Raw genomic sequence first — 22,890 nt, forward strand, 5'->3', positions numbered from 1 at the left:
GGCAGGCAGGGAAGAGAGCAATGAGACAACCTGGGAGAGATCGATGAGACGCAGGACACTACGACAGGGACTCGCCCTCACCGGCACGCTGGCTCTGATGCTGCTGGGCACGGCGACGGCCGACGCGGCCGGGAGCGACGCCGCGGCCGTGGCCGGGGTCGCCGTCTGCGGCCACAGCGCCTCGCAGCCGGCGCTGGTGCAGGGATCCACCGGCCCGGCGGTGCGTGAGGCCCAGTGTCAGTTCAACCTGGCGACCAAGCCGGGCAAGTACACACCGGGCCAGGTGGACGGCTCCTTCGGGCAGGCCACCGGGAGACGGGTCGTGGACTTCCAGCGGTGTGCGGGGCTCCCCGTCGACGGGATCATGGGTGTGCAGACCTGGGCCGCCCTGAACCGCCGGGCGGCCCACCCCGAGCCCTGTGTGTCCGAGGGGGTCGCGGAGACCCCGAACGCGTCGGTGTGCGGGCACTCCAGCGCGCGTCCGACCCTGCGCCGGGGCGCGAACGGCGTCGACGTCAAGGAGGCGCAGTGCCGCCTGAACCTGGCGATGGAGCCCGGGCACTACCCGCCGCTGCAGATCGACGGTGACTTCGGCGGCGGCACCGAGAACCGGGTCGTCGAGTTCCAGCTGTGCGCCAACCTGACCGCGGACGGCATCATCGGGCCCAACACGTGGGCGAAACTCGTCGACTGGTCGAGCCGGAACACGTACTGCGAGCCGCCCCGCCCGGCGGGCTACGCCATCGACGGCGTGGACACCGCCAAGTACCAGCACCCCGGCGGCGCCCCGATCGACTGGAACTCCCTGCGCGACGCCGGCGTCGAGTTCGCGACCGTCAAGGCCACCCGTGGCCTGAATGTCACCGACGAGTACCTCGCGAGCGACCTGGACGGCGCCAGGGCGGCGGGCCTCGCCGTCGCGCCGTACCACTTCTACACCGGCACGGCCCCGGACACGGGTGCCGCCCAGGCCGACCGGTTCATCGAGGCCGTGCGCGCGACCGGTTACACCGGGCAGCGCCCCGGTGATCTGCCGCCGGTCTTCGACCTGGAGCGCACGGACGACGGCACCGCCAGTTGTCCGCCCTACGCCACGGTCGGCGATGTGACGGCCTGGCTGGACAAGGTGGAGGCGGCGTTCGGCCGGAAACCGATCATCTACACCCAGAAGTCGTTCCTGGACGCCTGCATGGGGTCGACCCCCGCGTTGGCCGCGTATCCGCTCCAGTTGGCCGATTACCGTACGTCGATCACCGCGCCCCCGCTGCCGAACGGCTCGAGCACCTGGCTGATGTGGCAGTACACCGCCTCCGCGCTCTTCGACGGCATCAAGGCCCCGGTCACCGCGGACGTCTTCAACGGCACCCAGGAGGACCTCGACCGGCTGGCCAACCGATAGCCCGCCTTTCGGGGAAACGGCGCCCGGCGCCATCGCCGTGATGGCCCGTCCGCGCTGTAGCGGACGGGCCTCAGTCATACCGTGGACGCCGGGTTCTCGGCAGCCGCGCCGGGCTACGCCGACAGAGGCGTCGTCGGTGCGCTGGAGATGTTGTCGGCAGGCAGTTCCAGGAGTCAACTCCGGGCACTCGTACAGGGACTGTGGGATTCTGCAGCGCAGACCCTTGACGATCGTGGAGTTGCAGGCACGAATGAAGCAATGGTTGGCCAAGCGAGGCATTCAGTATCTTTTCCTCCTTTTCTCCGCAGCCCTCGGTGTGGCCGTTGCCGTCGTCTCCGTGTGGGCGGATGGGGCCACAGGAAGCGACAAGAAGGATTGGGCTTTCATAGCCGGCATCTCCGCCTTCGGCGTCGTCCTCATCACGCACTTCGAGAAACGCCTGGTGGAGAAGGGCAAGGAGCGGGCCGAGGATCGCGCCATCCGGGCAGAGGCGGACATGACTCAGCTGTACTCCACAAGGCTTCGCCCACTGAGCGACACGCTCAAAGAGCTGACCGAGCTCTACGCGACCGCAGCCCCGCTGCCTTCCTCCGTACCTTCCCAGACAGCCTCCGACCTCCGGCAGAGGCGTAAGGAAATCCTTGATCAGGTCCTGGCCGGGGCAGTCACCCTCACCGCTCCGCCGGTGGGCCCGAGCTTCATCCCTCGGGCCCGGTGCAGCTTCTATCTGTATGACGCCACGACGGGTGGTTTCACACTGGAGGGCACGTTTCCCGGGTACCGGACTCCTCGGACGACCATCGACCCTACCGGCGCGGCGCACATGAAGAACGAAATCCTGGGCGGAGGCGGCAAGACCTTCCGGATCGACGGCATCCAGGTGGACCACTCCTACTTGGTCCCCGCAGGTACGGGATACAAGGCGGTCATCGCCGTTCCCGTCATCCATGGGACCAAGGAGATAGGCATACTCTCGGTCGACGCACCCAGCTACTCGGACTTCATCGATCACCACGTCCCACTCATGGAGTCGCTGGCCAACATTCTCGCGGCGTCCTACGCGCTGGGGTAGGGAGGCTTTCGATGGCGCGACTGCCCTGGTCACGCGGGCGATCCGGTGAACCTCCCATGCCCCGGTCGATGCCGCGCGTCAGCGACAGTGACTGGGCTCTGCTGAGGGCACACGAGGATGCGTACCGTGCCGCCCTCACTGAGGCACGCCGCCACGTGGAGGCCGACCTGGCCCGGCCGCGCGAGCGGATTCTGTCGCATCTGAGCGTCACCGCCGTCGCCTCGCTCGCGTTCGGCGTCGTGACCATCATCCTGTCCACCATGGGGTTGGGATGGTGGAGCCTCGCACCGGCGGCCCTCATGCTCCCGGCCCTCGTCCTGGCCCTTCACTACTCATGGCAGCTGCTCCGCCCGGAGCCCCAGGACGACGAGCCAGAACACGAGCCGGACCCAGAACCGGAGCCGGACCCGGAGCCGGACCCAGAACCGGAGCCAGAACCAGAGCCGGAGCCGGACCCAGAACCGGAGCCGGACCCAGAACCGAGGCCAGATCCAGAACCGGGCCCGGACCCCGGGCCAGACCCTCGCGGTAGCGGCACGACCGGCTGACGGTCCCGCCGATCAAGCCACGCCCTCTACTCGGCGGACGGCTGCGGCGACGCCTCCGTCGGGTGAGGGCCGCAATTCGACGCGCGGGCCCACAAGCAACGGACCGCCCAGGCCCGACCGGAAACCCGGCGGCGTGAGGGACCCCGCCCCCGCGTACCCGGACATGCACGAGATGCGCGTCGCCCGAACGCGGGGCGAAAGCGGGACGCGCTTTCACACCCTCGACCGCCCCGCGCGCCCGGCCCGTTCGACCAGCAGCCACCCCACGAGCGTCATCGCCACGGCCGCCGGCGCGGTCACCCGCACGGCGATCAGCAGAGCCGTACGCCCCTCCAGCAGCCCGCCGAAACCGACCATCGACAGCCCGAGCACACCGAACAGGCAGAGGGTGACACCGAGAGCGGCTGCAGGCCCCGAATGCGCCGCTGAACTGGCCGGACGCCGATGCGCGGCAGGCCGTTCGAACCCCCGGAAGGCGGCCACGAGTACGGCGGTGAGCACGGCCGCGCACACGATCCGCAGCGGCAGTTGGACCCACCAGCCCGCCGACGCGGGCACCGGCAGCGGGATGTCGAAGGCGAGCAGCACGCCGTACACCCCGAGCATGGCCGAAAGATGCCATAGAAACGCCGTCATCGAGACACCGTTGGCCGCCACGACCGCCCGCCACACCTTGGGCCGCTCCAGCCATCGCGCGACCGGCCCGCGCACCCACTCCACCGCGCCGACCAGCCACATCCCGTGGCACAGCAGCGCGAAGGTCGGCGGCGCCATGTTCGACACCTTCTCGCCGGGCATCCCGACCATCGACAGCGGATACGGCCCGTACGCCACCAGCAGCGCGGCCCCCGCGAGCCCGGCCCCCGCGAGGAGGTACGGCCGGGTCAACCGCCCGTCGGCACGCAGGAACCCGAGCTGATGGATCGCGAGCCAGACGAAGGCGAAGTTGAGGAACTCCACGAAGGGCACATCGAGCGCGAAGCGGAGGAGATCGACGGCGGCGGCCGCCGCGACGAGCCCGCCGAACGCGCCCCACCCGTACCTTTCGTGCAGCCTGAGCAGCGGCGGAGTGAAGGCGACCATCGCGAGATAGATCCCGATGAACCACAGCGGCTGCGCCACGAGCCGCAGCGCCACGTCGAGCAACCCGCCGCCCGCGCCGAGGAGTTGCAGCAGCAGTGCGGCGGCACCCCACACCCCGATGAACACCATGGTGGGCCGCAGCAGCCGCTGGAGCCGGGCGCGGAGGAAGGCCGGGTAGAGGGCGTGGCCGTCGCCGGACTTCCGGCTGAGCGACCGATACGACAGGGCGTGCGAGAAACCGCCGACGAAGAAGAACACCGGCATGATCTGCAGCGCCCAGGTGAGGATCTGCAACCCCGGCTCGACGGCGAGGAGATTGCCCACCTCGACCTTTCCGTCACCGCCGGTCGTCACGGCGGCCATCAGCCAGTGGCCGAGGACGACGGTGCCGAGGGAGGCGACCCGGAGCAGGTCGACATACCGGTCACGGGTGGACGGGGTGGCGGCGGCGAGGTCGCTCACGCTTGCGGTCATGGGAGTACGGTCGCGCCGACAGCGGGCCTGCCGTCAGCGCGCACGTACTCAACCCATGTCTGAGTACCCGGGGTTCGCGGGCCTCACGAGACGACGGTCGCCCCCGGCGCGGGTGAGGCGGCCACGCGGGCCGCCCGGCAGGTCCCGGAGGCGAGGAGTCCCTCGGCGACCGTGTGCGCCGACTCCGCGTCCCCGGTCAGGAAGGCCGTGGTCGGCCCCGACCCGGAGACGAGCGCGGCGAGCGCACCCGCGGCGCGGCCCGCGGCGAGGGTGTCGGTGAGCTCGGGGAACAGGGAGAGGGCGGCGGGCTGAAGCCCGTTGGAGTCCGGGAGGAGGCTCGCGAGGCCGTCCACGTCCCCCTTGGCGAGGGCGTCGAGGAGTCGCTGGGAGGCGACGGGCTCGGGCACGTCGGTGTGCGCGTTGAGCCGGTCGAACTCCCGGTAGACCGCGGGCGTGGAGAGCCCGCCGTCGGCGACGGCGAAGACCCAGTGGAACTCCCCGCCGACATCGAGCACGCGGAGCTGCTCGCCCCGTCCCGTGCCGAGGGCGGCCCCGCCCACCAGGCTGAACGGCACATCACTGCCCAACTCGGCGCAGATGTCGAGGAGTTCCTCGCGGGAGGCGTCCGTGCCCCAGAGCGCGTCGCAGGCGAGCAGGGCGCCGGCCGCGTCCGCGCTGCCGCCGGCCATGCCGCCGGCGACGGGGATGTCCTTGGCGATGTGGAGATGGACGTCCGGTTCGATCCCGTGCCGCGCGGCCAGCGCGATCGCGGCCCGGGCGGCGAGGTTCGTCCGGTCCAGGGGCACCTGACCCGCACCCGGCCCCTCGCAGGTGACGGTCAGTTCCCCGGCCGGGGTCGCGGTGACCTCGTCGTACAGGCCCACGGCGAGGAAGACGTTGGCCAGGTCGTGGAAGCCGTCGGGGCGGGCGGCGCCGACCGCGAGCTGGACGTTGACCTTGGCGGGGACGCGGACGGTGACGCTCACGAGCGGGTGGGCTCCTTCGGGGGTTCGGGGGATGTCCCCCGAGAAGGTACCGCCTCGGCGATGGCGGCGAACTCCTCGACGGTGAGGGCCTCGCCGCGGGCCTGCGGGGAGACGCCCGCGGCGACGAGGGCGGCCTCGGCGGCGGCCGCCGATCCCGCCCACCCGGCGAGGGCGGCGCGCAGGGTCTTGCGCCGCTGGGCGAAGGCGGCGTCGACGACGGCGAAGACCTCGGCCCTGGTGGCGGTGGTCTTGACCGGCTCGGTACGGCGCACGAGCGAGACGAGCCCGCTGTCGACGTTGGGCGCGGGCCAGAAGACGGTGCGGCCGATGGCGCCGGCGCGCTTGACCTCGGCGTACCAGTTCGCCTTGACCGACGGCACGCCGTACACCTTCGAACCGGGTCCGGCGGCGAGCCGGTCGGCGACCTCCGCCTGGACCATCACCAGCGTGCGCTCGATGCTCGGGAAGTGGTCGAGCATGTGGAGGAGGACGGGGACGGCGACGTTGTACGGGAGGTTGGCGACGAGGGCGGTCGGGGCCGGGCCGGGGAGTTCCGTGATGTGCATGGCGTCGGAGTGCACGAGGGCGAAGCGGTCGGCGCGGTCGGGCATACGGGCGCCGATGGTGGCCGGGAGGGCGGCGGCGAGGGTGTCGTCGATCTCCACGGCGGTGACCCTGTCCGCCACCTCCAGCAGGGCGAGGGTGAGGGAGCCGAGCCCCGGGCCGACCTCGACGACCACGTCGTCCGGGCGAACGTCGGCGGTCCGTACGATCCGCCTGACCGTGTTCGCGTCGATGACGAAGTTCTGGCCACGCTGCTTGGTGGGGCGCACGCCGAGCGCTGCCGCGAGTTCACGGACGTCGGCGGGCCCCAGAAGGGCGTCGGAGGAGGGGCTTGGGGAGGGGCTTGGGGAGGGGCTTGGGGAGGGGCTTGGGGAGGGGCTGCTCACGGGACCAGGGTACGGGGGCGGGGGAGAGCTCCGGTGGCTCGGGTGCGTCGCCGAGTGCGGGTGGGTGGGGCCTGGTCGCGCAGTTCCCCGCGCCCTTGGAAGCCGGGGCCGCGCCCCGCGCTTTTCAAGGGCGCGGGGAACTGCGCGAGCAACCACGACGAACCCGCACCCGCCGACGTCCCCAGGCCACCCGAGCTCGTAGGCACCCCACACCTCGTAGGCACCCCCACCCGAGGCCCCTCAGTCGTGCAGCCGCCTTCCGCAGTGCGGCCAAGGGCTCGCCCCCCGCTGCGCATACAGCTTCTTCGCGCGGAACGTCTGTTCCGCGGCCGGCGCGTCCTGGGGCCGCCCCCTCCCGCCGAGGCTCTGCCAGGTCTGGGTGTCGAACTGGTAGAGCCCGCCGTACGTCCCGGAGGGATCCGTCGCGTTCGCCCGGCCCCCCGACTCGCAGGCAGCCAGCCCCGACCAGTTCAACCCGTCCGCCCCGGCCACCGACGTCGGCATCGCCTTCGTCCCCACCTTCACCACCTGCTCCCGAGGCTCCCGCACCACCTCGGTCCGGATGCGCCGCGGCTTCTGCTTCACCCCGTTGACGGTCCGCAGCGCGTACGTGATCCTCCGCACCCCGTTCCGCCCGGCCTGCTCCACGACCTCCGTGCCCTTGAACAGCGAGGGATCGTCCTCCCGCCGCACCTCGAACGGAATCGGCTCCTCCAGCACCTCGCGCGATCCGACCACCCGCAGCACGGTCACCGTCTGCCCGTCCCGGGGAAAGCCCGCCCGGTCCACGGAGGTCGTGTCCTGCCCACGCAGGGTGACCCCGGCCTGCTCCACGGCCTCACCCACGGTCGCCGCGTTCGTCCGGATCGTCCGCGCCCGCCCGTCCGCCATGACCGTGACGGTCCGCTCGGTACGGACGTCCAGCTCCAGCCCGTCCCGCCCGATCCGCCGGGAGCGGGAGGTCGACACATACGCGCCCTCCGCACGCACCCCGAGCTGGTGCAGCGCCCCGTCCACCGTCCCGGCCGTCGTCCACACCTGGCGCCGATGGCCGTCGAGGGTGAGGTACACGGGACGGCCGTAGCGGACGGCGACCTCGTCGCCGCTGGCGAGGGCGGTGCCGGGGGCGGGTGCCACGACGTCATGGGCGCCGAAGGCAACGCCCTCGTCGGCGAGGAGTTCGCTCACGTCGTCGGCGAAGGTGTGCAGCGTGCGCGGCCTGCCGTCGACGATCAGCTCGATCGCCTTGTCCTTCGCCACGAACGCGGAGGTCCCGCCCGCGAGGAACGCCACGACCAGGGCCTGCGGCACCAGCCGTCGCAGGGCGGTGGGCCGCTCGGCGGCGGCCCGTCTGCGCCGCCCGGCCGCCCGGCGGCCACCACCTCTGCCGTTCTGCTCGGGGAGGACGGCGCTCTCGTAGGCGGGCCGGTACGTGTCCTCGTACGTGCCCTCGTGGCCTCTGGACGCCCCGGTCGTCACCCCGTAGGGCAGCGTCTCGGCGCTGTGCGGACTCCTGTGCGGTTCCTCCCCGCCGTAGACCTGCTGCACATCGGGGCCAAAAGCCTCGTACTGCGAAGACTGCACGTTGCTCACGACGACACGCTCCAGGGGGATCCGGGTCGGGCGACGTGAACCTAGCGGACGGTCGTCACCCTCCCAAGCAACGTGGTCACCCTGTGTCGCGACACGGGCCACTGATCATCTTTTTGCGCCCCTCGAACGGCGCAGTGGAGACGACCCGGCCGTGACCCCTCAGTAATCGAACGCCCTCGCCGTGTTCGCCGCGATCGCCGTCGCCAGCGCGTCTTCGTCGAGGCCCCGTACGGCCGCCATCGCGCGGACCGTGACCGGAATGAGATAGGGGGCGTTGGGCCGTCCGCGGTACGGCGCCGGCGTCAGGAACGGCGCGTCGGTCTCGACGAGCACGAGTTCGAGCGGGGCCACGGCGAGCGCGTCCCGCAGATGCTGGGCGTTCTTGAAGGTGACGTTGCCGGCGAAGGACATGAAGTACCCGTTCGCCGCGCACACCTTGGCCATCTCCGCGTCCCCGGAGTAGCAGTGGAAGACCGTCCGCTCGGGGGCGCCCTCCTCCTCCAGCACCCTCAGCACGTCCTCGTGGGCGTCACGGTCGTGGATGACCAGCGCCTTGCCGTGCCGCTTGGCGATCTCGATGTGCGCGCGGAAGGACCGCTCCTGGGCGGCCTTGCCCTCGGGCCCCGTACGGAAGTAGTCGAGCCCGGTCTCGCCGACGCCCTTGACCTGCGGCAGCGCGGCCAGCCGGTCGATCTCGGCGAGGGCCTCGTCCAGCGCGGCGTCGCCGCCCGGCTCGCGCGCGCCCTGCCGGGACCAGCCGTCCGGGTCGCCGTGCACGATGCGCGGGGCCTCGTTGGGGTGCAGCGCGACGGTCGCGTGGACGGCGTCGTACGCGGCGGCCGTCTCGGCGGCCCACCGGGAGCCCTTGAGGTCGCAGCCGACCTGCACAACCGTCGCCACCCCGACGGAGGCCGCTTTGGCGAGCCCCTCCGCCACCGTGCCGGACTGCATGTCGAGGTGGGTGTGCGAGTCGGCGACGGGCACGCGGAGGGGTTCGGGCGGCGGGGGCGCGGCGTTCTTGTCGGTGGCGCTCTTACCGCTCTGGTCGTTCGAAGGCATGCCCCGATCCTACGAACGGGGCATGCCGTCACGACCGGCGGAGGTGCTCAGCTCGCCTTGCGGTGGAACGGGTGGAGGAGGTCGGACAGGTGCCAGTGGTGGTGCTCCTTGGGCACCTGGGCCGTGTCGGTCTCGGCACCGGCCTCGGTCCCGGCCACGCGCGGCTTGGGTACGGGGCGCGGCCGGGCGGCGGCCTCACGCACATGCGACACCTGTCCCGCCCGCATGATGCGCACGACATGGCCGTCGCAGTTCTCGCAGGTCGGCCGGGAAAGCGGGGACGGCACGACATGGCCCTCGGCCACGTACATCACGAAGTCGCGCCCCTGGGCGTCGTTGTGGTGCTCTATCTCGTACGACTGCTCCCAGCCGTGCCCGCAGCGCATGCAGGCGAAGGAATACGACTCGTGGACGACGGCGGTGGCGGTTTCCCGGAGTACGGCCCGCTCTGCGATCTCGGTCATCCCAGCTCCTCTTGTCCGCTGGACGAGGACGACTGCGCCCTCATCACCCAGTGGACGCCTCTCGGGAGGCGAGCGCACGCGACCTGCCGACTGTTGAAGCCGATTTGGAATTCCCTTGTGGGAAGCCCTCATATACGAGGTCCGGCCTTTGCCTTTCTCGGTTTTGCTTTACCACGCCATGGGGCGCATTGAGCGGCAATAGGCGCAGATGAGCACCCCTTTAGGAGTGCGGGGAACTGCGCGAGCAACCACAAACAAACCGCACGCGAAAACGCCGCACAACCCCTACGACGCAGAGTGTTTAGAAGCGACCACAGCATCAAAAACTTGCCTCTTCGGCACCCCCGCCTCAACAGCCACCGCAGCAATCGCCTCTTTACGCCGCTCCCCCGCTTCCTCCCGCACCCGAACCCGCCGCACCAACTCCTCCGCGTCGAGTTCCTGAGGACCCCGCTCGGGGGCGCCCTCCACGACGACGGTGATCTCGCCCCGCACGCCCTCAGCGGCCCACTCGGCCAACTCCGCGAGAGCCCCCCGCTTGACCTCCTCATAGGTCTTGGTCAGCTCCCGGCACACCGCGGCCCGCCGCTCACGGCCGAAGACCTCTGCCATCGCCGCGAGCGTGTCGTCGAGCCGATGCGGAGCCTCGAAGTACACAAGAGTCCGCCGCTCGTCGGAGACCTCCCGCAGCCGCGACAGCCGCTCCCCCGCCTTGCGCGGCAGGAACCCCTCGAAACAGAACCGGTCGACGGGCAGCCCGGACAGAGCCAGAGCCGTCAGCACGGCAGAGGGTCCGGGAACCGCCGTGACCCGGATGTCCTTCTCCACGGCCGCGGCCACCAGCCGGTACCCGGGGTCGGACACCGACGGCATCCCGGCGTCGGTCACCAGCAGCACCCGCGCCCCCTCCACCAGCGCCTCGACCAGCTCCGGCGTACGCGCCGCCTCGTTGCCCTCGAAGTACGACACCACCCGCCCGCCCGGCTGGACGCCCAGCGCCTGGGTGAGCCGGCGCAGCCGCCGGGTGTCCTCGGCGGCGATCACGTCCGCGGCCGCCAGCTCCTGCGTGAGCCGGGGCGGGGCGTCCGCGACGTCGCCGATGGGGGTGCCTGCCAACACAAGGGTTCCTGTCACGCCCCCATCCTCCCAGGGGTGCCCATCTGTCCCCCACAAAGCCCATGCACGGGACTCCCACAGCGCTGTTCCCTACGATGGCGCGGTGACGAGTACCGCGTCCTCCACGGACACCCGGCAGGGCCAGGCCCCCGAAGAGCAGCGGCCGTCGTGGCAGCAGCGGCTGCGCCGATTCGGTTACACGGCGCCGCCGAGAAGCGATGTCCGCGACCGCCTGGTGCCGCCGTACGCCCTGCCCAGCTCACGTGTCTGGGCGATGTTCGGCCTGAGTCCGGAGATCTCCGGCCGCGCGATCAGCCACTGGGCGTCCTGGGCGGGCCCCGTCCTGGTCACGATCGTCGCGGCGCTGACGCGGTTCTGGAACCTGGGCAGCCCGAAGGCGGTGATATTCGACGAGACGTACTACGCCAAGGACGCGTGGGCGATCGTCCACCGCGGGTACGAGGTCAACTGGGCCAAGAACGCCAACCAGCTGATCCTCCAGAACAACGGGGACGTGCCGATCCCGACGGACGCGGCGTATGTGGTCCACCCGCCGGTCGGCAAGTACGTCATCGGGCTGGGCGAGCTGATGTTCGGCTTCGACCCGATCGGCTGGCGCTTCATGACGGCCCTTCTCGGTGTGCTGTCGGTGTGGATGCTCTGCCTGATCGGCGCCCGGCTCTTCCGCTCGACGTTCCTCGGCTGTGTGGCCGGCCTGCTGATGACGCTGGACGGCCTGCACTTCGTGATGAGCCGCACGGCGCTGCTGGACCAGGTGCTGATGTTCTTCGTGCTCGCCGCGTTCGGCTGTCTGCTGATCGACCGCGACAAGGCGAGGGAACGGCTGGCGGCGGCGCTGCCCGTGGACGCGGACGGAGTCGTACGCCCCAACTCCCTGATCGCCGAGACGGCACGCCTCGGCTGGCGCCCGTACCGCTGGCTGGCTGGCCTCTGTCTGGGCCTGGCCTTCGGCACCAAGTGGAACGCCCTGTACTTCCTGGTGTTCTTCGGCATCATGACGGTCCTGTGGGACTACTCGGCGCGCAAGATCGCCGGTGCCCGCCAGCCGCTGATCGCGACGCTCCAGCGCGATCTGGGCCTCGCGTTCCTCTCCACGGTCCCCGTGGTGATCACGACCTACCTGGTCTCCTGGACCGGCTGGATCCTCTCCCCGGACGACGGCACGGGCGGCTACTTCCGCAACTGGGCGGCGACCGACGGCAAGGGCGGCAGCTTCACCTGGCTGCCCGACTGGCTGCGCAGCCTGTGGCACTACGAGTACGAGGTCTACCAGTTCCACGTGGGCCTGTCGTCCCCGCACAACTACCAGTCGAACCCGTGGAGCTGGATCGTCATGGGCCGCCCGGTCTCGTTCTTCTACGAGGCCCCGGCGCCCGGCAAGGACGGCTGCCCGACCGGCACGGCCGACAAGTGCGCCCGCGAGGTCCTCGCCCTCGGCACTCCGCTGCTGTGGTGGGCGGCGGCCTTCGCGATCCTCTACGTCCTGTGGCGCTGGTTCTTCCGCCGCGACTGGCGCGCCGGCGCCATCGCCTGCGGCGTCGCGGCCGGCTACCTCCCCTGGTTCATGTACCAGGAACGCACGATCTTCTACTTCTACGCCGTCGTCTTCCTCCCCTTCCTCTGCCTGGCGGTCACGATGATGATCGGCGCCATCCTGGGCCCACCCGGCGCGACGGAACGCCGCCGAGTGGCGGGAGCGGCGGGCGCGGGCGTCCTGGTCCTCCTGATCGCCTGGAACTTCATCTACTTCTGGCCGCTGTACACGGGCCAGCCGATCCCGATCGACTCGTGGCGGTCGCGGATGTGGCTGGATACGTGGGTCTAGCCGGGCGGTCACACCAAGGGGGCCTGGCATCCGGCCGGGTCCTCCTTGGCCGCCCCGGCCGACCGCCAAAAGATGATCAGTAGTGAAAACGTCACACGCGCGCCACAGCCACGCACAAGCTGTGTGAACACCCCACAGCGAACGCTAAGACTCACGTGTGAGCACATCAACAGCTGACAAGATCAACGCGATCGCCAGCGTCACCGGGGTCGTACTCGGCGCCGGAGCCTTGGTCGCGGACCACTACGCGACCCTCCCCGACTGGTTCGGAACAGCGGGCGCCCTCGTGATCGGCGGAGCCCTCGCCCTCGGAGCCTGGCGATGGCTGTCCCCCGCCTCGCACTCCACGCTGCTGCACCGACTCGTCATCGGTCTGCTGGCGGCGTTGACCGGCGTCGTCGCCGTCCTCGTCTGGCCCGGCCCCAAGCCCACACAGGCGGACGCGAAGCCCAGCGGCGACCCCACGAAGGGCATCGACGTCACGAAGGTCGGAGACACCGTCCCCGGACCGGACACCGAGAAGATCAAGGCATGCATCGCCGTGTCCGGCGTCGGCAAGATGCCCAAGGGATACCAGCTATGGGTGGCCAACAACTTCGACATCGACGGCGAGGCCGACCCGGCGAACCTCTACAACCTGCAGCGGGTGGTTCAGACCAAGGGGCAGGCCACGTGGCACACCCCGGTGTTCGGTGTGGGGGAAGGGCAGAAGCACAAGGGCACGTACTTCTGGATCCACGTCTTCCTGCTGCCGCGATCCTCGGACACAGTGCTGCAGAACTTGCTGGGCGACGCTCCGGGCTTCAAGGAGACCTTGCCCGGCACCAAGCCGATCGAGTCCATCCGAGTCCAGAGCACCGGTGTTTGGAACTGCCCCTACCCTCCGGCGAAGAAGGAGAAGTCGTGACCGCGGCAGCGCGGTGACCGGCCCGGGCCGGGCGATCCCTGGCGACAGCCGGGCATCAGCACGCGAACGCCGTCGAGTTGGCCCAGAAGACGAGGAAGGACCAGGTCTGGGCGCCGACGACACCGTCGCGGACTATGCCCGCGCAGGCCTGGAAGCGTTTCGTGGCCGCGTCGGTGACCGGGCCGAAGACGCCGTCCAGGGTGAGGTCGGGGCCCGTCAGGGAGTGGTTCAGGTAGCACTGGGCCTGCCGGACGGCGGGGCCCGAGGAGCCGAGTTTGAGGGTCGGCCGGCTGATGGTGAAGTTGCAGATGTCCCGGCTGCCGTGTGTGACGGGGCCCTGGGGCGCCGCGGCGGCCGTGCCTCCCACGCCTCCCACGCCTCCCACCAGGACGAGCGAGGCGACCAAGGTCGCACTGGTGAACAAGCGTCGCATAATCATCACCTCCCAAAAACGCACCTTTGGTACCACCGTGCGCTTCGGCCACACAGGTCGCATCCCGACCCGGTCGCCCCATGCTGATCTAACAATCGGGGAACACACAGCGAACACCCGCCCCCACGTTCACCTCCCCTGCCTACAGTGACCCCGATCGAGCATTTCTGAACGTGTTCAAAATACTCGGAAACCGTCCGCAAGGGCACCAACGGGGAAGCAACGGGGAGGAATCGCGAGATGCGCAAGGGAGTCAAGATCGCCATCGTCGGCGGGGTGCTCGTGGCGCTGGTGGGGGGCGCCGGGTACGGGGCGTACAACTTCGTGGACGCGCTCGGCGACGGTGGTACGAGTGCGGAGAAACGGACCGGGCCACCCAGTGGCGACGAGGTCGAGGAGACCACCGAGAAGTTCTTCGCGGCCTGGGAGAAGGGCGACTCGGTCACGGCGTCCTCGTACACGAACAACGCCGGTGACGCCGGAAGGATGTTCACCGGCTACTTCGACACCGCGCGCATCGACGACGTGAAGATCGAGGCGGGTGCGCCCACCGGCGCCGGCAAGCGGACCGTTCCGTTCTCCGTCAAGGCCACCGTGGCGTACAAGGGCAAGAGCGCGGCGCTCACGTACAAGTCGTCCCTCACCGTCGTGCGCGGGAAGACCACCGGGCGGGCGCTGGTGGACTGGCAACCGTCCGTCCTGCACCCCGAGTTGAAGAAGGGCGACGTGCTGTTCACGGGGGAGGCCGCCGCCCCGCCCATCGAGCCGGTGGACCGTGACGGCGCCGAACTGACCAAGGAGAAGTACCCCTCCCTCGGGCCGGTCCTCGACACCCTGCGCGAGCGATACGGCGACAAGGCGGGCGGCACCCCCGGCATCGAGCTGGCGATCCAGCACACCACGACCGAGGCCGCGGACACCACGCTCCTCACCCTCGCCAAGGGCAAGACCGGCAAGCTGCCCACCACCATCAGCGCCAAGGCGCAGGCCGCCGCCGAGAAGGCCGTGAAGAAGTACGCCGACTCGTCGGTCGTCGCCGTGCAGCCCAGCACCGGCCAGGTGCTGGCCGTCGCCAACAACCGTACGAAGGACGCCTTCAACGCGGCCTTCGAGGGGAAGGTCGCCCCCGGCTCCACCATGAAGATCATCACCGCCGCGATGCTCATCGACAACGGCGTGACCTCGATGAACGGCCCCGCGCCCTGCCCGGACACCGCCATGTGGCAGAGCCAGACCTTCCACAACCTCCCGGGCCTGAAGGCCGACGAGACCCCGAAGGCCACCCTCGCCAACAGCTTCATGCGCTCCTGCAACACCGCCTTCATCAAGCTCATCGACGAGAAGCCGCTGGACGACGCCTCGCTGACGAAGGAGGCCCAGGAACGATTCGGGCTCGGCAAGGACAACTGGCAGACCGGCATCACCTCCTTCGACGGCAGCGTGCCGCCCTCCACCGGGCCGAACCGTGCCGCCAACGCCATCGGGCAGGGCGAGGTGCAGATGAACCCGCTGAACATGGCGTCGGTGACGGCGACCGCGATCACGGGGCAGTTCCGGCAGCCGTATCTCGTCTCGCGGGAGCTGGACGATCGTGATCTGGCCACGGCGAAGGGACTGAAGCAGAGCACGTCCGCGCAGCTCAAGCAGATGATGCGGCTTACGGCGACGCAGGGGACCGCTCAGCCGGTGATGTCCAAGCTGACTGGCGACATCGGGGCGAAGACCGGCTCCGCGGAGGTGGATGGGCAGGCGTCGGCGGACAGTTGGTTCACCGGGTTCCGGGGGGATGTGGCCGCCGCCGCGATGGTGGAGGGCGGTGGGCGCGGGGGCGAGGCTGCCGGGCCCGTTGTCGTGGATGTGCTGCGGGCGGGATGACCTGTTCTGGAGGGCGCTGTTGCCATGTCCGTTCGAAAGGCGCCCTCCTCTGCCCGGCATATGAGACTTCCGTGGCTCACGTCACCCCTGTCGGTGCGGGACTCTACTGTGGGGAGCCTCGTTGGAGGCGTGTGGGGCGGTCGGGGGCAGTGGAAGGTCGGGAGCGTGGGTAAGAGAAGGCGGGTCGCCGAGCGGACGTCGGCGGCGAAGTCGAAGCGGCCGCTCGCACTGGGCGGGATGGCCGCCGCGGTGCTCGGCGGTGGCGCGTTCGCCGTGTACTACGTGTTCGGCGGCGGCGCGGTCGCCGAGGTCGGTTCAGCCGGTGACGCCAAGGCCGTGAAGACCGGCCCGCTGTCCGCCTCCGAGGTCCGTACGGCCGCCACCGCCTTCCTCACCGCCTGGCAGGGCGGCAGCCCCGCCAAGGCCGCCGCCGCGACCGACGACTCGGCGGCGGCGAAGACCGCGCTGACCGGCTTCACCAAGGACGCGCACGTCAAGGACGTGAAGCTGACCCGCGGCAAGCGCGCCGGCGACGAGGTCGCCTTCTCCGTCAAGGGCACGGTCGCCTACAAGGGCACGAGCAAGCCGCTCGCCTACGAGTCCTCCCTCACTGTCGTACGGGCGAGGAAGGACGGCGAGCCGGTGGTGAGCTGGCAGCCGTCCGTCGTCCATCCCGCGCTGGCCGAGGGCGACCGGCTGGTGACCGGCGAGGCGGGCACGCCTCCGGTGAAGGCCCTCGACCGGGACGGCGGCGAGATGACGACGAAGAAGTACCCCTCGCTCGGCACGGTGCTGGACGGGCTGCGGGAGAAGTTCGGTGAGAAGGCGGGCGGCAAGGCGGGCATCGAGCTGCGGGTCGTGCGCGCCAAGGCCGAGAAGGGCAAGAAGAAGACCGCCGACAAGACGCTGCTGGAGCTGAGCGAGGGCACGCCGGGCACCGTCAGAACCACGCTCAGCCCCACCCTCCAGGCCGAGGCCGAGAAGCGGGTCGGCGCCACCGAGCGGGCCTCGGTCGTCGTGATGCGCCCCTCGACCGGCGAGATCCTGGCCGTCGCGAACTCCAACCCGAACTTCAACACGGCCTTCCAGGGCTCCCTCGCCCCCGGCTCGACCATGAAGATCGTGTCGTCCGCGCTGCTCATCGACAAGGGGCTGGCCTCGGCGGACAAGGTCCACCCGTGCCCGAAGTACTCCTCGTACGGCGGCTGGAAGTTCCAGAACGACGACAAGTTCGAGATCAAGAACGGCTCGTTCAAGGCGAGTTTCGCCCGGTCCTGCAACACGGCCTTCATCTCGCAGGCGAAGAAACTCGACGACAACTCCCTGACCCTGGAGGCCCAGCAGGTCTTCGGCCTCGGTATGAACAACTGGGCCATCGGCGTGCCGACCTTCGACGGCTCCGTGCCGGTGCAGAGCGCGGCCCCGATGGCGGCGTCGCTGATCGGCCAGGGCGGGGTGCGGATGAACCCGCTGAACATGGCGTCCGTCGTATCGACGGCCAAGACGGGCGTCTTCAAGCAGCCGTATCTCGTCTCCCCGTCGGTCGACGGCCGCGCCCTCGCGACCGCCTCCCGTCCCCTGTCGGCCACGGTCCGCTCCCAGCTGACCGAACTCCTGCGGTACACGGCGGCGTACGGCACGGCCGCCGAGGCCATGTCCGGTCTCGGCCCCGACTACGGCGCCAAGACCGGTTCCGCCGAGGTCGACGGCCAGGAGGAGCCCAACGGCTGGTTCACGGCCTGGAAGGGCGATCTGGCCTCCGCCGGGGTGGTCCAGGAGGGCGGCCACGGCAGTGAGTCGGCGGGGCCGATCGTGGCGGCGCTGCTGCGCGCGGGCGGCTGACCGTCGTCAGCCGCGGCCCTCGACGGCCGCCTTCTCGTACGTCTCCGCCGACGGCTCCAGGCACCAGTCGAGCAGTGACGGCCAGTCGCCGTAGCCCGCGTCGGGGTTGAGGTGGGCCTGGCCCGGGATTACGTCGGCGGGCAGGCCCAGGGGTTCGGCGTACTCGGTGGCCGCGCCGCGCGGGCAGTACGGGTCGTTGTCGCTGCCCACGACGCGGGTGTACGCGGCGGCCTCGGCGAGTCGGGCGGGCGTCAGCGGGGGCGGGGCGAACTCGGCGATCTCCGGGTTCCGGTGCGCGACGTCGGCGGAGGGTGGGGCGATGAGGAGGACGCGGTCTATGTTCCGGCCGGGCAGGACGTCCTCACGGGCGACCGCGTGCAGCCACAGCAGGCAGGCCAGGCTGTGGCAGAGCACGGTGATGGATCTGCCCTCCAACTCGCCCAGCAGTGCGTCGAGTTCGGCGAGCCATCGCTCCAGGTCGGGGTCGTCGGGTTCCGGGAGCTGCGGGTAGGCGACCTCGTGGCCCAGATCACTGAGCCGGTCTGCCAACCAGTGCTGCCAGTGGGTGGCCGGGCGGTGGTTCTGCCAGCCGTGGAGGATGAGGAAGGCGCGGTCGTTGACTGTCATGCGCCGATGGTGGGCGAGATGGATCAGATTGGTCCAGTGCCGTCTCTGTGGTTGAGAGGGGGGCCGGTTCATCGGCTGCGGGCAGGTGCGGGCTTGTCGCGCACGCGGAACTCGGTCGCCTCCTCACCGCCCCCACCGCTAGCGTGCCCGGCATGACCACGAACCCCTCGCAGGACACCGCCGACTCCGGAGCCCACCCCCGTTTCGCCGAGGCACTCGACACGCTGGGGCTGGGGATGTTGCTCGGTGAGGTCCGGCGCTTCCCGGAGGCGACCCGGACCGCCACCGAGGCCGCCGCGGCGATCGGCTGCGAGCTGAGCCAGATCTGCAAGTCCCTGATCTTCGCGGCGGACGGCGTCCCGGTTCTGGTCCTGATGGACGGCGCCTCCCGCGTCGATGTCGAGCGCGTCCGGCAGGAGCTCGGCGCCGACAAGGTGACCCGGCCCAGGGCCGACGTCGTACGGGAGACGACCGGGTACGCGATCGGCGGTGTCCCGCCCTTCGGCCACCGGACGAAGACCCGCGTACTGGCCGACCGTTCGCTGCTGGAGCACGACGTGGTGTGGGCCGCGGCCGGTACGCCGTACACCGTCTTCCCCATGGACCCCAAGTCGCTGATCGCGCACGCCGACGGCAACCTCGTGGACGTGCGCGAGCAGAGCGCGTGACGCCCGTCGTCACCGCGGCGGTGCTGCTCGCCGCGGTCACCCACGCCGGCTGGAACGCGATAGCCCACCGCATCACGGACAAGCTGGTCGGCTTCACGCTGATCGCGGGCGGCGGCGCGCTCATCGGGTTCGTCGCCATCCCGTTCGTACCGGTACCGGCGGCCGGCGCGTGGCCGTATCTGATCGCCTCCGCGGTGATCCACCTCGGCTACTACATCCTCCTGATGACGTCGTTCCGGCTCGGCGACTTCGGGCAGGCGTACCCCCTCGCCCGCGGCTCCGCGCCCCTCGTCGTGACCGTCCTCGCCGCCGTCTTCGCGCACGAGGTACCGAACGGCCTGGCGGCCGCCGGCATCGCGGTGAGCTGCGCCGGGCTGACCGGGGTCGCGCTGTGGGGCATGCGCGGCAGCAGGCCGCACTGGGCGGCGATCGGGGCGGCGCTGGCCACCGGCCTGTCGATCGCGGCGTACACGGTGGTGGACGGTCTGGGCGTACGGGCCTCGGGGTCCGCCCCGGGCTACATCGCCTGGCTGATGGCGCTGGAGGGGCTGGCGATCCCGGCGTACGCGCTCTGGCGCTGGCGGGGCGGGACGGTCGCGCGGCTGCGGCCGTACGCGGCGGTGGGGTTGCTGGGCGCCGCGCTGTCCGTGGGGGCGTACGGCCTCGTCCTGTGGGCGCAGACGAAGGCGGAGCTGGCGCCCGTCGCGGCGCTGCGCGAGTCGTCGATCATCGTGGGCGCGGCGATCGGTGCGGTGTTCTTCAAGGAGCGGTTCGGGGCTCCCCGGATCGTGGCGGCGGGGTTGCTGGTGGTGGGGATCGGCCTGATGCTGCGGGCCGGGTAGACGTGAGTACGCCGGGTTCTCCCCTCCTCCTGCCCGTGCGTCGGCGGGCCCGGAGGAGCACTCTGGAAGAAGCGGTTCCGGAGGTGATCGTCATGATGCACACCGCTGTCGGATGGCATGTCGAGCTGGAATTCGAGGAGGACGAACAGCGCACACGGGCGGCGGCCCTCGTACGGCTTCCCGACGGGAACGAGGTACGGGCCAACGGCTACGCCAGCCGCCACCGCTCCGACTCCAATCAGCCGCGGGTCGGCGAGGAGATAGCGGGGGCGAGGGCCCTCAACGAGCTGGCGATGAAACTGCTCACCAAGGCACACGGCGAGATCGACGACGCCTCGGGCAGGACGTCGCACTCGATAGCGCTCTGACCGATCCCATGTGTCCAGCCCGGGGCCCGGGGCGCGGCCCCGGGCTGCCGACTGTCCGGGTCTCCCCCGCCCGGTTCCTTCTCCGTGAATCGTTCACTCTCCGCCAAGTAGCTGTGTAGCGAGAGGCAACGACATGCGCCGGTCTGCGACGCATGCTGGTGTTCGCCGCTTCGGAAGGCGGTCGTCCGGATCAGGAGGAACGGGCCAGGACACTCGGGGGAGCCCTGGCCCGATCCGGCCGCCGGACGCTCCGCCGGAAGCTCCGCAGGGGGACCGGGCGCCTTATGACTCGGTGGGGACTGCGATACGGCGACTGCGGGCCGTATGTGGCTGCTCGCGCGGTTCCCCTCGCCCTTCACGGGGCGCGCCCCCACCTCCCTCGGGGGCGCGCCTCTTCTGATCCCAGGGGCGCGCCCTCTCTAGACGCGAGACTCCCGCAGCGCCCGCACCAGCGCCTGCGCCCGTGCGTCCGCCGTCACGCTCTTGCGGAAGCCGTTCGTCACGTATCCGAAGGCGAGGCCCGACTCGGGGTCGGCGAAGCCGAGGGCACCACCTCGGCCGGGGTGGCCGAAGGACGTGGGGGACAGCAGGGGCGAGGCCGTGCCGTGGAGCATGTAGCCGAGGCCGAAGCGGGTGTGGACGACGAGGACGCGGTCGGCGCCGGCGGACTGCTCGGTCCGGGCCAGTTCGACGGTCTCGGGGTCGAACAGCCGTGTCCCGCCCTCGACTTCGCCGATCAGCGCGGCGTAGAAGCGGGCCAGGGAGGCGGCCGTGGCGATGCCGTTGGAGGCGGGCAGGGCGGCGGCGCGGTACGCCGGGTCGTTCTCGTCCGGGAGTGGTGTGATCGCGGCGAAGGCGCGGCGGGTGAGGGAGCCGGGGTCCTTGTAGGCCTCGGAGACCGACCGCTTGGGGCGGGTCTTCAGGGCGCCCGCCGCCACCGGCGCCTCGACCTGGCCGACCCGGCCCACCCGGCCCGCCTCCTCCGCGGGCAGCCCTACCCACAGGTCCAGGCCCAGCGGCTCGGCGATCTCGTCCGCGATCCAGTCGCCGATCGCGCGCCCGGAGACCCGCCTGACCAGTTCGCCGGTGAGCCAGCTGAACGTCTGCGCGTGATAGCCGTGGTCCGTGCCCGGCTCCCAGACGGGGGCCTGCGCGGCGACCGCCGCCGCGCCGAGCGCCGGGTCGGCCGCCTCCGCCGGGGTCAGCGGCCGGTCCAGGACCGGGACGCCGGCCCGGTGGGAGAGCAGGTGGCGCACCAGCGTCCGTTCCTTGCCCGCCGTCTTGTACTCCGGCCAGTACTCCCCGACCGGCGCGTCCAGGTCCAGCTCCCCGCGTCGGCGCAGCAGCAGGAGTACGGCGGCGGCGACACCCTTGGTCGCCGAGCGGACGATCTGCGCGGTGTCCTGTTCCCAGGGCGCGCCACCGTCCTTCAGGTCCCCGTCGAAGTCCCGCGTGCCCGCCCACAGATCGACGACCTTGCGGCCCTGGCGGTAGACGGCGACCGCCGCGCCCCGTTCGCCGAGCGTGTCGAAGTTGCGTACGAACGCGTCCCTGACCGGCTCGAAACCGTCGGCCACCAGGCCGCTCACGTCCACCACGCCCGTACTCCCTGCCTGCTCGCACTCACGACATCGAGTGCAACACGGGTACGAGACCTTCGATTCCTCAGCCCAGCAGGATCGTGACGTCGATGTTGTCGCGGGTCGCGTTCGAGTACGGGCAGACCTGGTGGGCCGCGTCGACGAGCTTGGCCGCGATGCCCTGGTCGATGACCGGGAGGGAGACGCTGAGGGCGACGGCGAGTCCGTAGCCGCGCTGCTTGTTGGGGCCGATGCCGACCTTCGCGGCGACCGTGGAGCCGGTCAGGTCGTAGCCCTCGCGGCGGCCGACCAGGACGAGCGCGTTGTGGAAGCAGGAGCTGTACCCGGCGGCGAACAGCTGCTCGGGGTTGGTGCCGTTGCCGTCGCCGCCCATCTGCGGGGGCATCGCGACCTTCAGCTCGATCTGGCCGTCCTGGCTGGTGATGTAGCCGTCGCGGCCGCCGTGCGCGGTGGCCTCCGCGACGTACATGATTTTCGTGGGACGGGTGTCAGCTACGGCGTCGTCGGTCATGATCGGCCTCCCCCAGAAACAAGCGCACGCAAGTACATCGTGCACAAGGTACCGAGCGGTAGGCAGTTATTCATTACCGGGGGGTAGTAACCGCGGGTAACCCACGGTGGGCGGTCAGCGTCCGGCCGCCTCCGCCGCCCGCTCCGCCAGCCGCCACAGCTCCTCGCGCAGCCGGGCCACCTCGCCGCCGTGCAGCCCGGTGGCCGCGAACAGCGTGCCGGGGACGGTGACCGCGCGCTCGCGGAGCTGCTCACCGCGCCCGGTGAGCGTGACCTGCACCGAGCGCTCGTCGCGGGCCGACCGCTCCCTGCTCAGCAGCCCCGCCGCCTCCAGCCGTTTCAGCAGCGGCGACACCGTGCCGTAGTCGAGCCGCAGGGCGCCCGCCAGCTCCTTGACCGTGCTCTCGCCGCGCTCCCAGAGGGCCATCATCACCAGGTACTGCGGGTAGGTGAGGCCGAGTTCGTCGAGCAGCGGGCGGTATGCGGCGGTGACCGCACGCTGGGCCGCGTACAACGCGAAGCACAACTGCTCGTCGAGGAGCAGCGACCCGCGCCACGCGGCGTCCTCTTGATTCGTCACGGCCCCACATTGTCACGGACGCCGTCCGCGACGGCCCACCGGTCGGC

The 22,890-nt window shown here is 70.8% G+C and carries 21 protein-coding genes; 9 read left to right on the forward strand and 12 right to left on the reverse strand.

Going from position 1 to position 22,890, the window contains the following annotated elements; genetic code table 11:
• The first annotated feature begins 43 nt into the window (after positions 1-43).
• Both SGFS_RS25040 and SGFS_RS25045 read left to right on the forward strand, forming a co-directional pair.
• Positions 44-1,399, forward strand: a complete 1,356-nt coding sequence (locus SGFS_RS25040; RefSeq protein ID WP_286253609.1) for a GH25 family lysozyme — start codon at positions 44-46, stop codon at positions 1,397-1,399.
• Between the two features lie 232 nt (positions 1,400-1,631).
• Positions 1,632-2,471, forward strand: coding sequence for a GAF domain-containing protein (locus SGFS_RS25045; protein WP_350284091.1), 840 nt, complete (start codon positions 1,632-1,634; stop codon positions 2,469-2,471).
• Between the two features lie 761 nt (positions 2,472-3,232).
• Here SGFS_RS25045 and SGFS_RS25050 read toward each other — a convergent pair.
• From SGFS_RS25050 to rsmI, 7 genes are all read right to left on the reverse strand, one after another.
• On the reverse strand, positions 3,233-4,576 hold the full coding sequence (locus tag SGFS_RS25050; RefSeq protein WP_286253612.1) for an acyltransferase family protein: 1,344 nt from the start codon (positions 4,574-4,576) through the stop codon (positions 3,233-3,235).
• Between the two features lie 83 nt (positions 4,577-4,659).
• Positions 4,660-5,562, reverse strand: coding sequence for a 4-(cytidine 5'-diphospho)-2-C-methyl-D-erythritol kinase (locus SGFS_RS25055; protein WP_286253613.1), 903 nt, complete (start codon positions 5,560-5,562; stop codon positions 4,660-4,662).
• Positions 5,559-6,512, reverse strand: a complete 954-nt coding sequence (gene rsmA / locus SGFS_RS25060) for a 16S rRNA (adenine(1518)-N(6)/adenine(1519)-N(6))-dimethyltransferase RsmA (protein ID WP_286253615.1) — start codon at positions 6,510-6,512, stop codon at positions 5,559-5,561. Before rsmA ends, SGFS_RS25055 begins: the two co-directional genes overlap by 4 nt.
• A 240-nt stretch (positions 6,513-6,752) precedes the next feature.
• A complete protein-coding gene (locus tag SGFS_RS25065; RefSeq protein WP_286253616.1) occupies positions 6,753-8,105 on the reverse strand; it encodes a resuscitation-promoting factor in 1,353 nt (450 codons plus the stop codon).
• Positions 8,106-8,264: 159 nt separating this feature from the next.
• Positions 8,265-9,164 carry a TatD family hydrolase gene (locus tag SGFS_RS25070; RefSeq protein ID WP_286253617.1) on the reverse strand — a complete coding sequence of 300 codons (900 nt, stop codon included), beginning with the start codon at positions 9,162-9,164 and terminating at the stop codon, positions 8,265-8,267.
• Positions 9,165-9,211: 47 nt separating this feature from the next.
• Positions 9,212-9,628, reverse strand: a complete 417-nt coding sequence (locus tag SGFS_RS25075; protein ID WP_286253618.1) for a hypothetical protein — start codon at positions 9,626-9,628, stop codon at positions 9,212-9,214.
• 285 nt (positions 9,629-9,913) lie between these two features.
• Positions 9,914-10,762, reverse strand: a complete 849-nt coding sequence (rsmI, locus tag SGFS_RS25080; protein WP_286253619.1) for a 16S rRNA (cytidine(1402)-2'-O)-methyltransferase — start codon at positions 10,760-10,762, stop codon at positions 9,914-9,916.
• An 85-nt stretch (positions 10,763-10,847) separates the two neighbouring features.
• On the opposite strand from rsmI, the gene SGFS_RS25085 reads away from it, so the two are divergent.
• Positions 10,848-12,590: a dolichyl-phosphate-mannose--protein mannosyltransferase gene (locus tag SGFS_RS25085; protein ID WP_286253621.1), complete on the forward strand. Its 1,743-nt coding sequence runs from the start codon at positions 10,848-10,850 to the stop codon at positions 12,588-12,590.
• A gap of 157 nt (positions 12,591-12,747) precedes the next feature.
• Positions 12,748-13,497 carry a hypothetical protein gene (locus SGFS_RS25090; protein ID WP_286253622.1) on the forward strand — a complete coding sequence of 250 codons (750 nt, stop codon included), beginning with the start codon at positions 12,748-12,750 and terminating at the stop codon, positions 13,495-13,497.
• A 55-nt stretch (positions 13,498-13,552) separates the two neighbouring features.
• Here SGFS_RS25090 and SGFS_RS25095 read toward each other — a convergent pair whose 3' ends face one another.
• Complete coding sequence (locus tag SGFS_RS25095) at positions 13,553-13,921, reverse strand: peptidoglycan-binding domain-containing protein (RefSeq protein ID WP_286253624.1); 369 nt, start codon at positions 13,919-13,921, stop codon at positions 13,553-13,555.
• 249 nt (positions 13,922-14,170) lie between these two features.
• Here SGFS_RS25095 and SGFS_RS25100 point away from each other — a divergent pair, with 249 nt between their 5' ends.
• Entirely contained in the window at positions 14,171-15,805 is a 1,635-nt protein-coding gene (locus tag SGFS_RS25100; RefSeq protein WP_286253626.1) for a penicillin-binding transpeptidase domain-containing protein, read from the forward strand.
• A gap of 165 nt (positions 15,806-15,970) precedes the next feature.
• The gene (locus SGFS_RS25105; RefSeq protein WP_286253627.1) at positions 15,971-17,647 is read left to right on the forward strand and encodes a penicillin-binding transpeptidase domain-containing protein; all 1,677 of its coding nucleotides are present in this window, start codon (positions 15,971-15,973) and stop codon (positions 17,645-17,647) included.
• Between the two features lie 6 nt (positions 17,648-17,653).
• Here SGFS_RS25105 and SGFS_RS25110 read toward each other — a convergent pair whose 3' ends face one another.
• The gene (locus SGFS_RS25110; protein WP_286253638.1) at positions 17,654-18,274 is read right to left on the reverse strand and encodes an RBBP9/YdeN family alpha/beta hydrolase; all 621 of its coding nucleotides are present in this window, start codon (positions 18,272-18,274) and stop codon (positions 17,654-17,656) included.
• Between the two features lie 152 nt (positions 18,275-18,426).
• Between SGFS_RS25110 and SGFS_RS25115 the strand changes: the two genes are divergently transcribed.
• From SGFS_RS25115 to SGFS_RS25125, 3 genes are all read left to right on the forward strand, one after another.
• The gene (locus SGFS_RS25115; RefSeq protein WP_286253639.1) at positions 18,427-18,942 is read left to right on the forward strand and encodes a YbaK/EbsC family protein; all 516 of its coding nucleotides are present in this window, start codon (positions 18,427-18,429) and stop codon (positions 18,940-18,942) included.
• Positions 18,939-19,784, forward strand: coding sequence for an EamA family transporter (locus SGFS_RS25120; RefSeq protein WP_286253640.1), 846 nt, complete (start codon positions 18,939-18,941; stop codon positions 19,782-19,784). Before SGFS_RS25115 ends, SGFS_RS25120 begins: the two co-directional genes overlap by 4 nt.
• 92 nt (positions 19,785-19,876) lie before the next feature.
• Positions 19,877-20,152 (forward strand): DUF1876 domain-containing protein, encoded by a 276-nt coding sequence (locus SGFS_RS25125; RefSeq protein ID WP_286253641.1) that lies wholly within the window; start codon positions 19,877-19,879, stop codon positions 20,150-20,152.
• A 419-nt stretch (positions 20,153-20,571) separates the two neighbouring features.
• Here SGFS_RS25125 and SGFS_RS25130 read toward each other — a convergent pair whose 3' ends face one another.
• The 3 genes from SGFS_RS25130 to SGFS_RS25140 all read right to left on the reverse strand — a co-directional run bounded on the left by SGFS_RS25130 (position 20,572) and on the right by SGFS_RS25140 (position 22,843).
• Positions 20,572-21,747, reverse strand: a complete 1,176-nt coding sequence (locus SGFS_RS25130; protein WP_286260050.1) for a serine hydrolase domain-containing protein — start codon at positions 21,745-21,747, stop codon at positions 20,572-20,574.
• 70 nt (positions 21,748-21,817) lie between these two features.
• Positions 21,818-22,264, reverse strand: coding sequence for an organic hydroperoxide resistance protein (locus SGFS_RS25135; protein WP_286253643.1), 447 nt, complete (start codon positions 22,262-22,264; stop codon positions 21,818-21,820).
• Between the two features lie 114 nt (positions 22,265-22,378).
• Positions 22,379-22,843 (reverse strand): MarR family winged helix-turn-helix transcriptional regulator, encoded by a 465-nt coding sequence (locus SGFS_RS25140; RefSeq protein ID WP_286253645.1) that lies wholly within the window; start codon positions 22,841-22,843, stop codon positions 22,379-22,381.
• Positions 22,844-22,890 lie beyond the last annotated feature (47 nt).

Origin of the sequence: Streptomyces graminofaciens (assembly GCF_030294945.1) — a bacterium.
In the GTDB taxonomy this organism is placed as follows: Bacteria; Actinomycetota; Actinomycetes; order Streptomycetales; family Streptomycetaceae; genus Streptomyces; species Streptomyces graminofaciens.

Excerpts from the sequence above, each read along its gene's own strand:
- SGFS_RS25040 (WP_286253609.1), top strand. The coding sequence starts at position 44 with ATGAGACGCAGGACACTACGACAGGGACTCGCCCTCACCGGCACGCTG.
- SGFS_RS25050 (WP_286253612.1), bottom strand. The coding sequence starts at position 4,576 with ATGACCGCAAGCGTGAGCGACCTCGCCGCCGCCACCCCGTCCACCCGT.
- SGFS_RS25070 (WP_286253617.1), bottom strand. The coding sequence starts at position 9,164 with ATGCCTTCGAACGACCAGAGCGGTAAGAGCGCCACCGACAAGAACGCC.
- SGFS_RS25075 (WP_286253618.1), bottom strand. The coding sequence starts at position 9,628 with ATGACCGAGATCGCAGAGCGGGCCGTACTCCGGGAAACCGCCACCGCC.
- SGFS_RS25100 (WP_286253626.1), top strand. The coding sequence starts at position 14,171 with ATGCGCAAGGGAGTCAAGATCGCCATCGTCGGCGGGGTGCTCGTGGCG.
- SGFS_RS25110 (WP_286253638.1), bottom strand. The coding sequence starts at position 18,274 with ATGACAGTCAACGACCGCGCCTTCCTCATCCTCCACGGCTGGCAGAAC.
- SGFS_RS25115 (WP_286253639.1), top strand. The coding sequence starts at position 18,427 with ATGACCACGAACCCCTCGCAGGACACCGCCGACTCCGGAGCCCACCCC.
- SGFS_RS25125 (WP_286253641.1), top strand. The coding sequence starts at position 19,877 with ATGATGCACACCGCTGTCGGATGGCATGTCGAGCTGGAATTCGAGGAG.
- SGFS_RS25135 (WP_286253643.1), bottom strand. The coding sequence starts at position 22,264 with ATGACCGACGACGCCGTAGCTGACACCCGTCCCACGAAAATCATGTAC.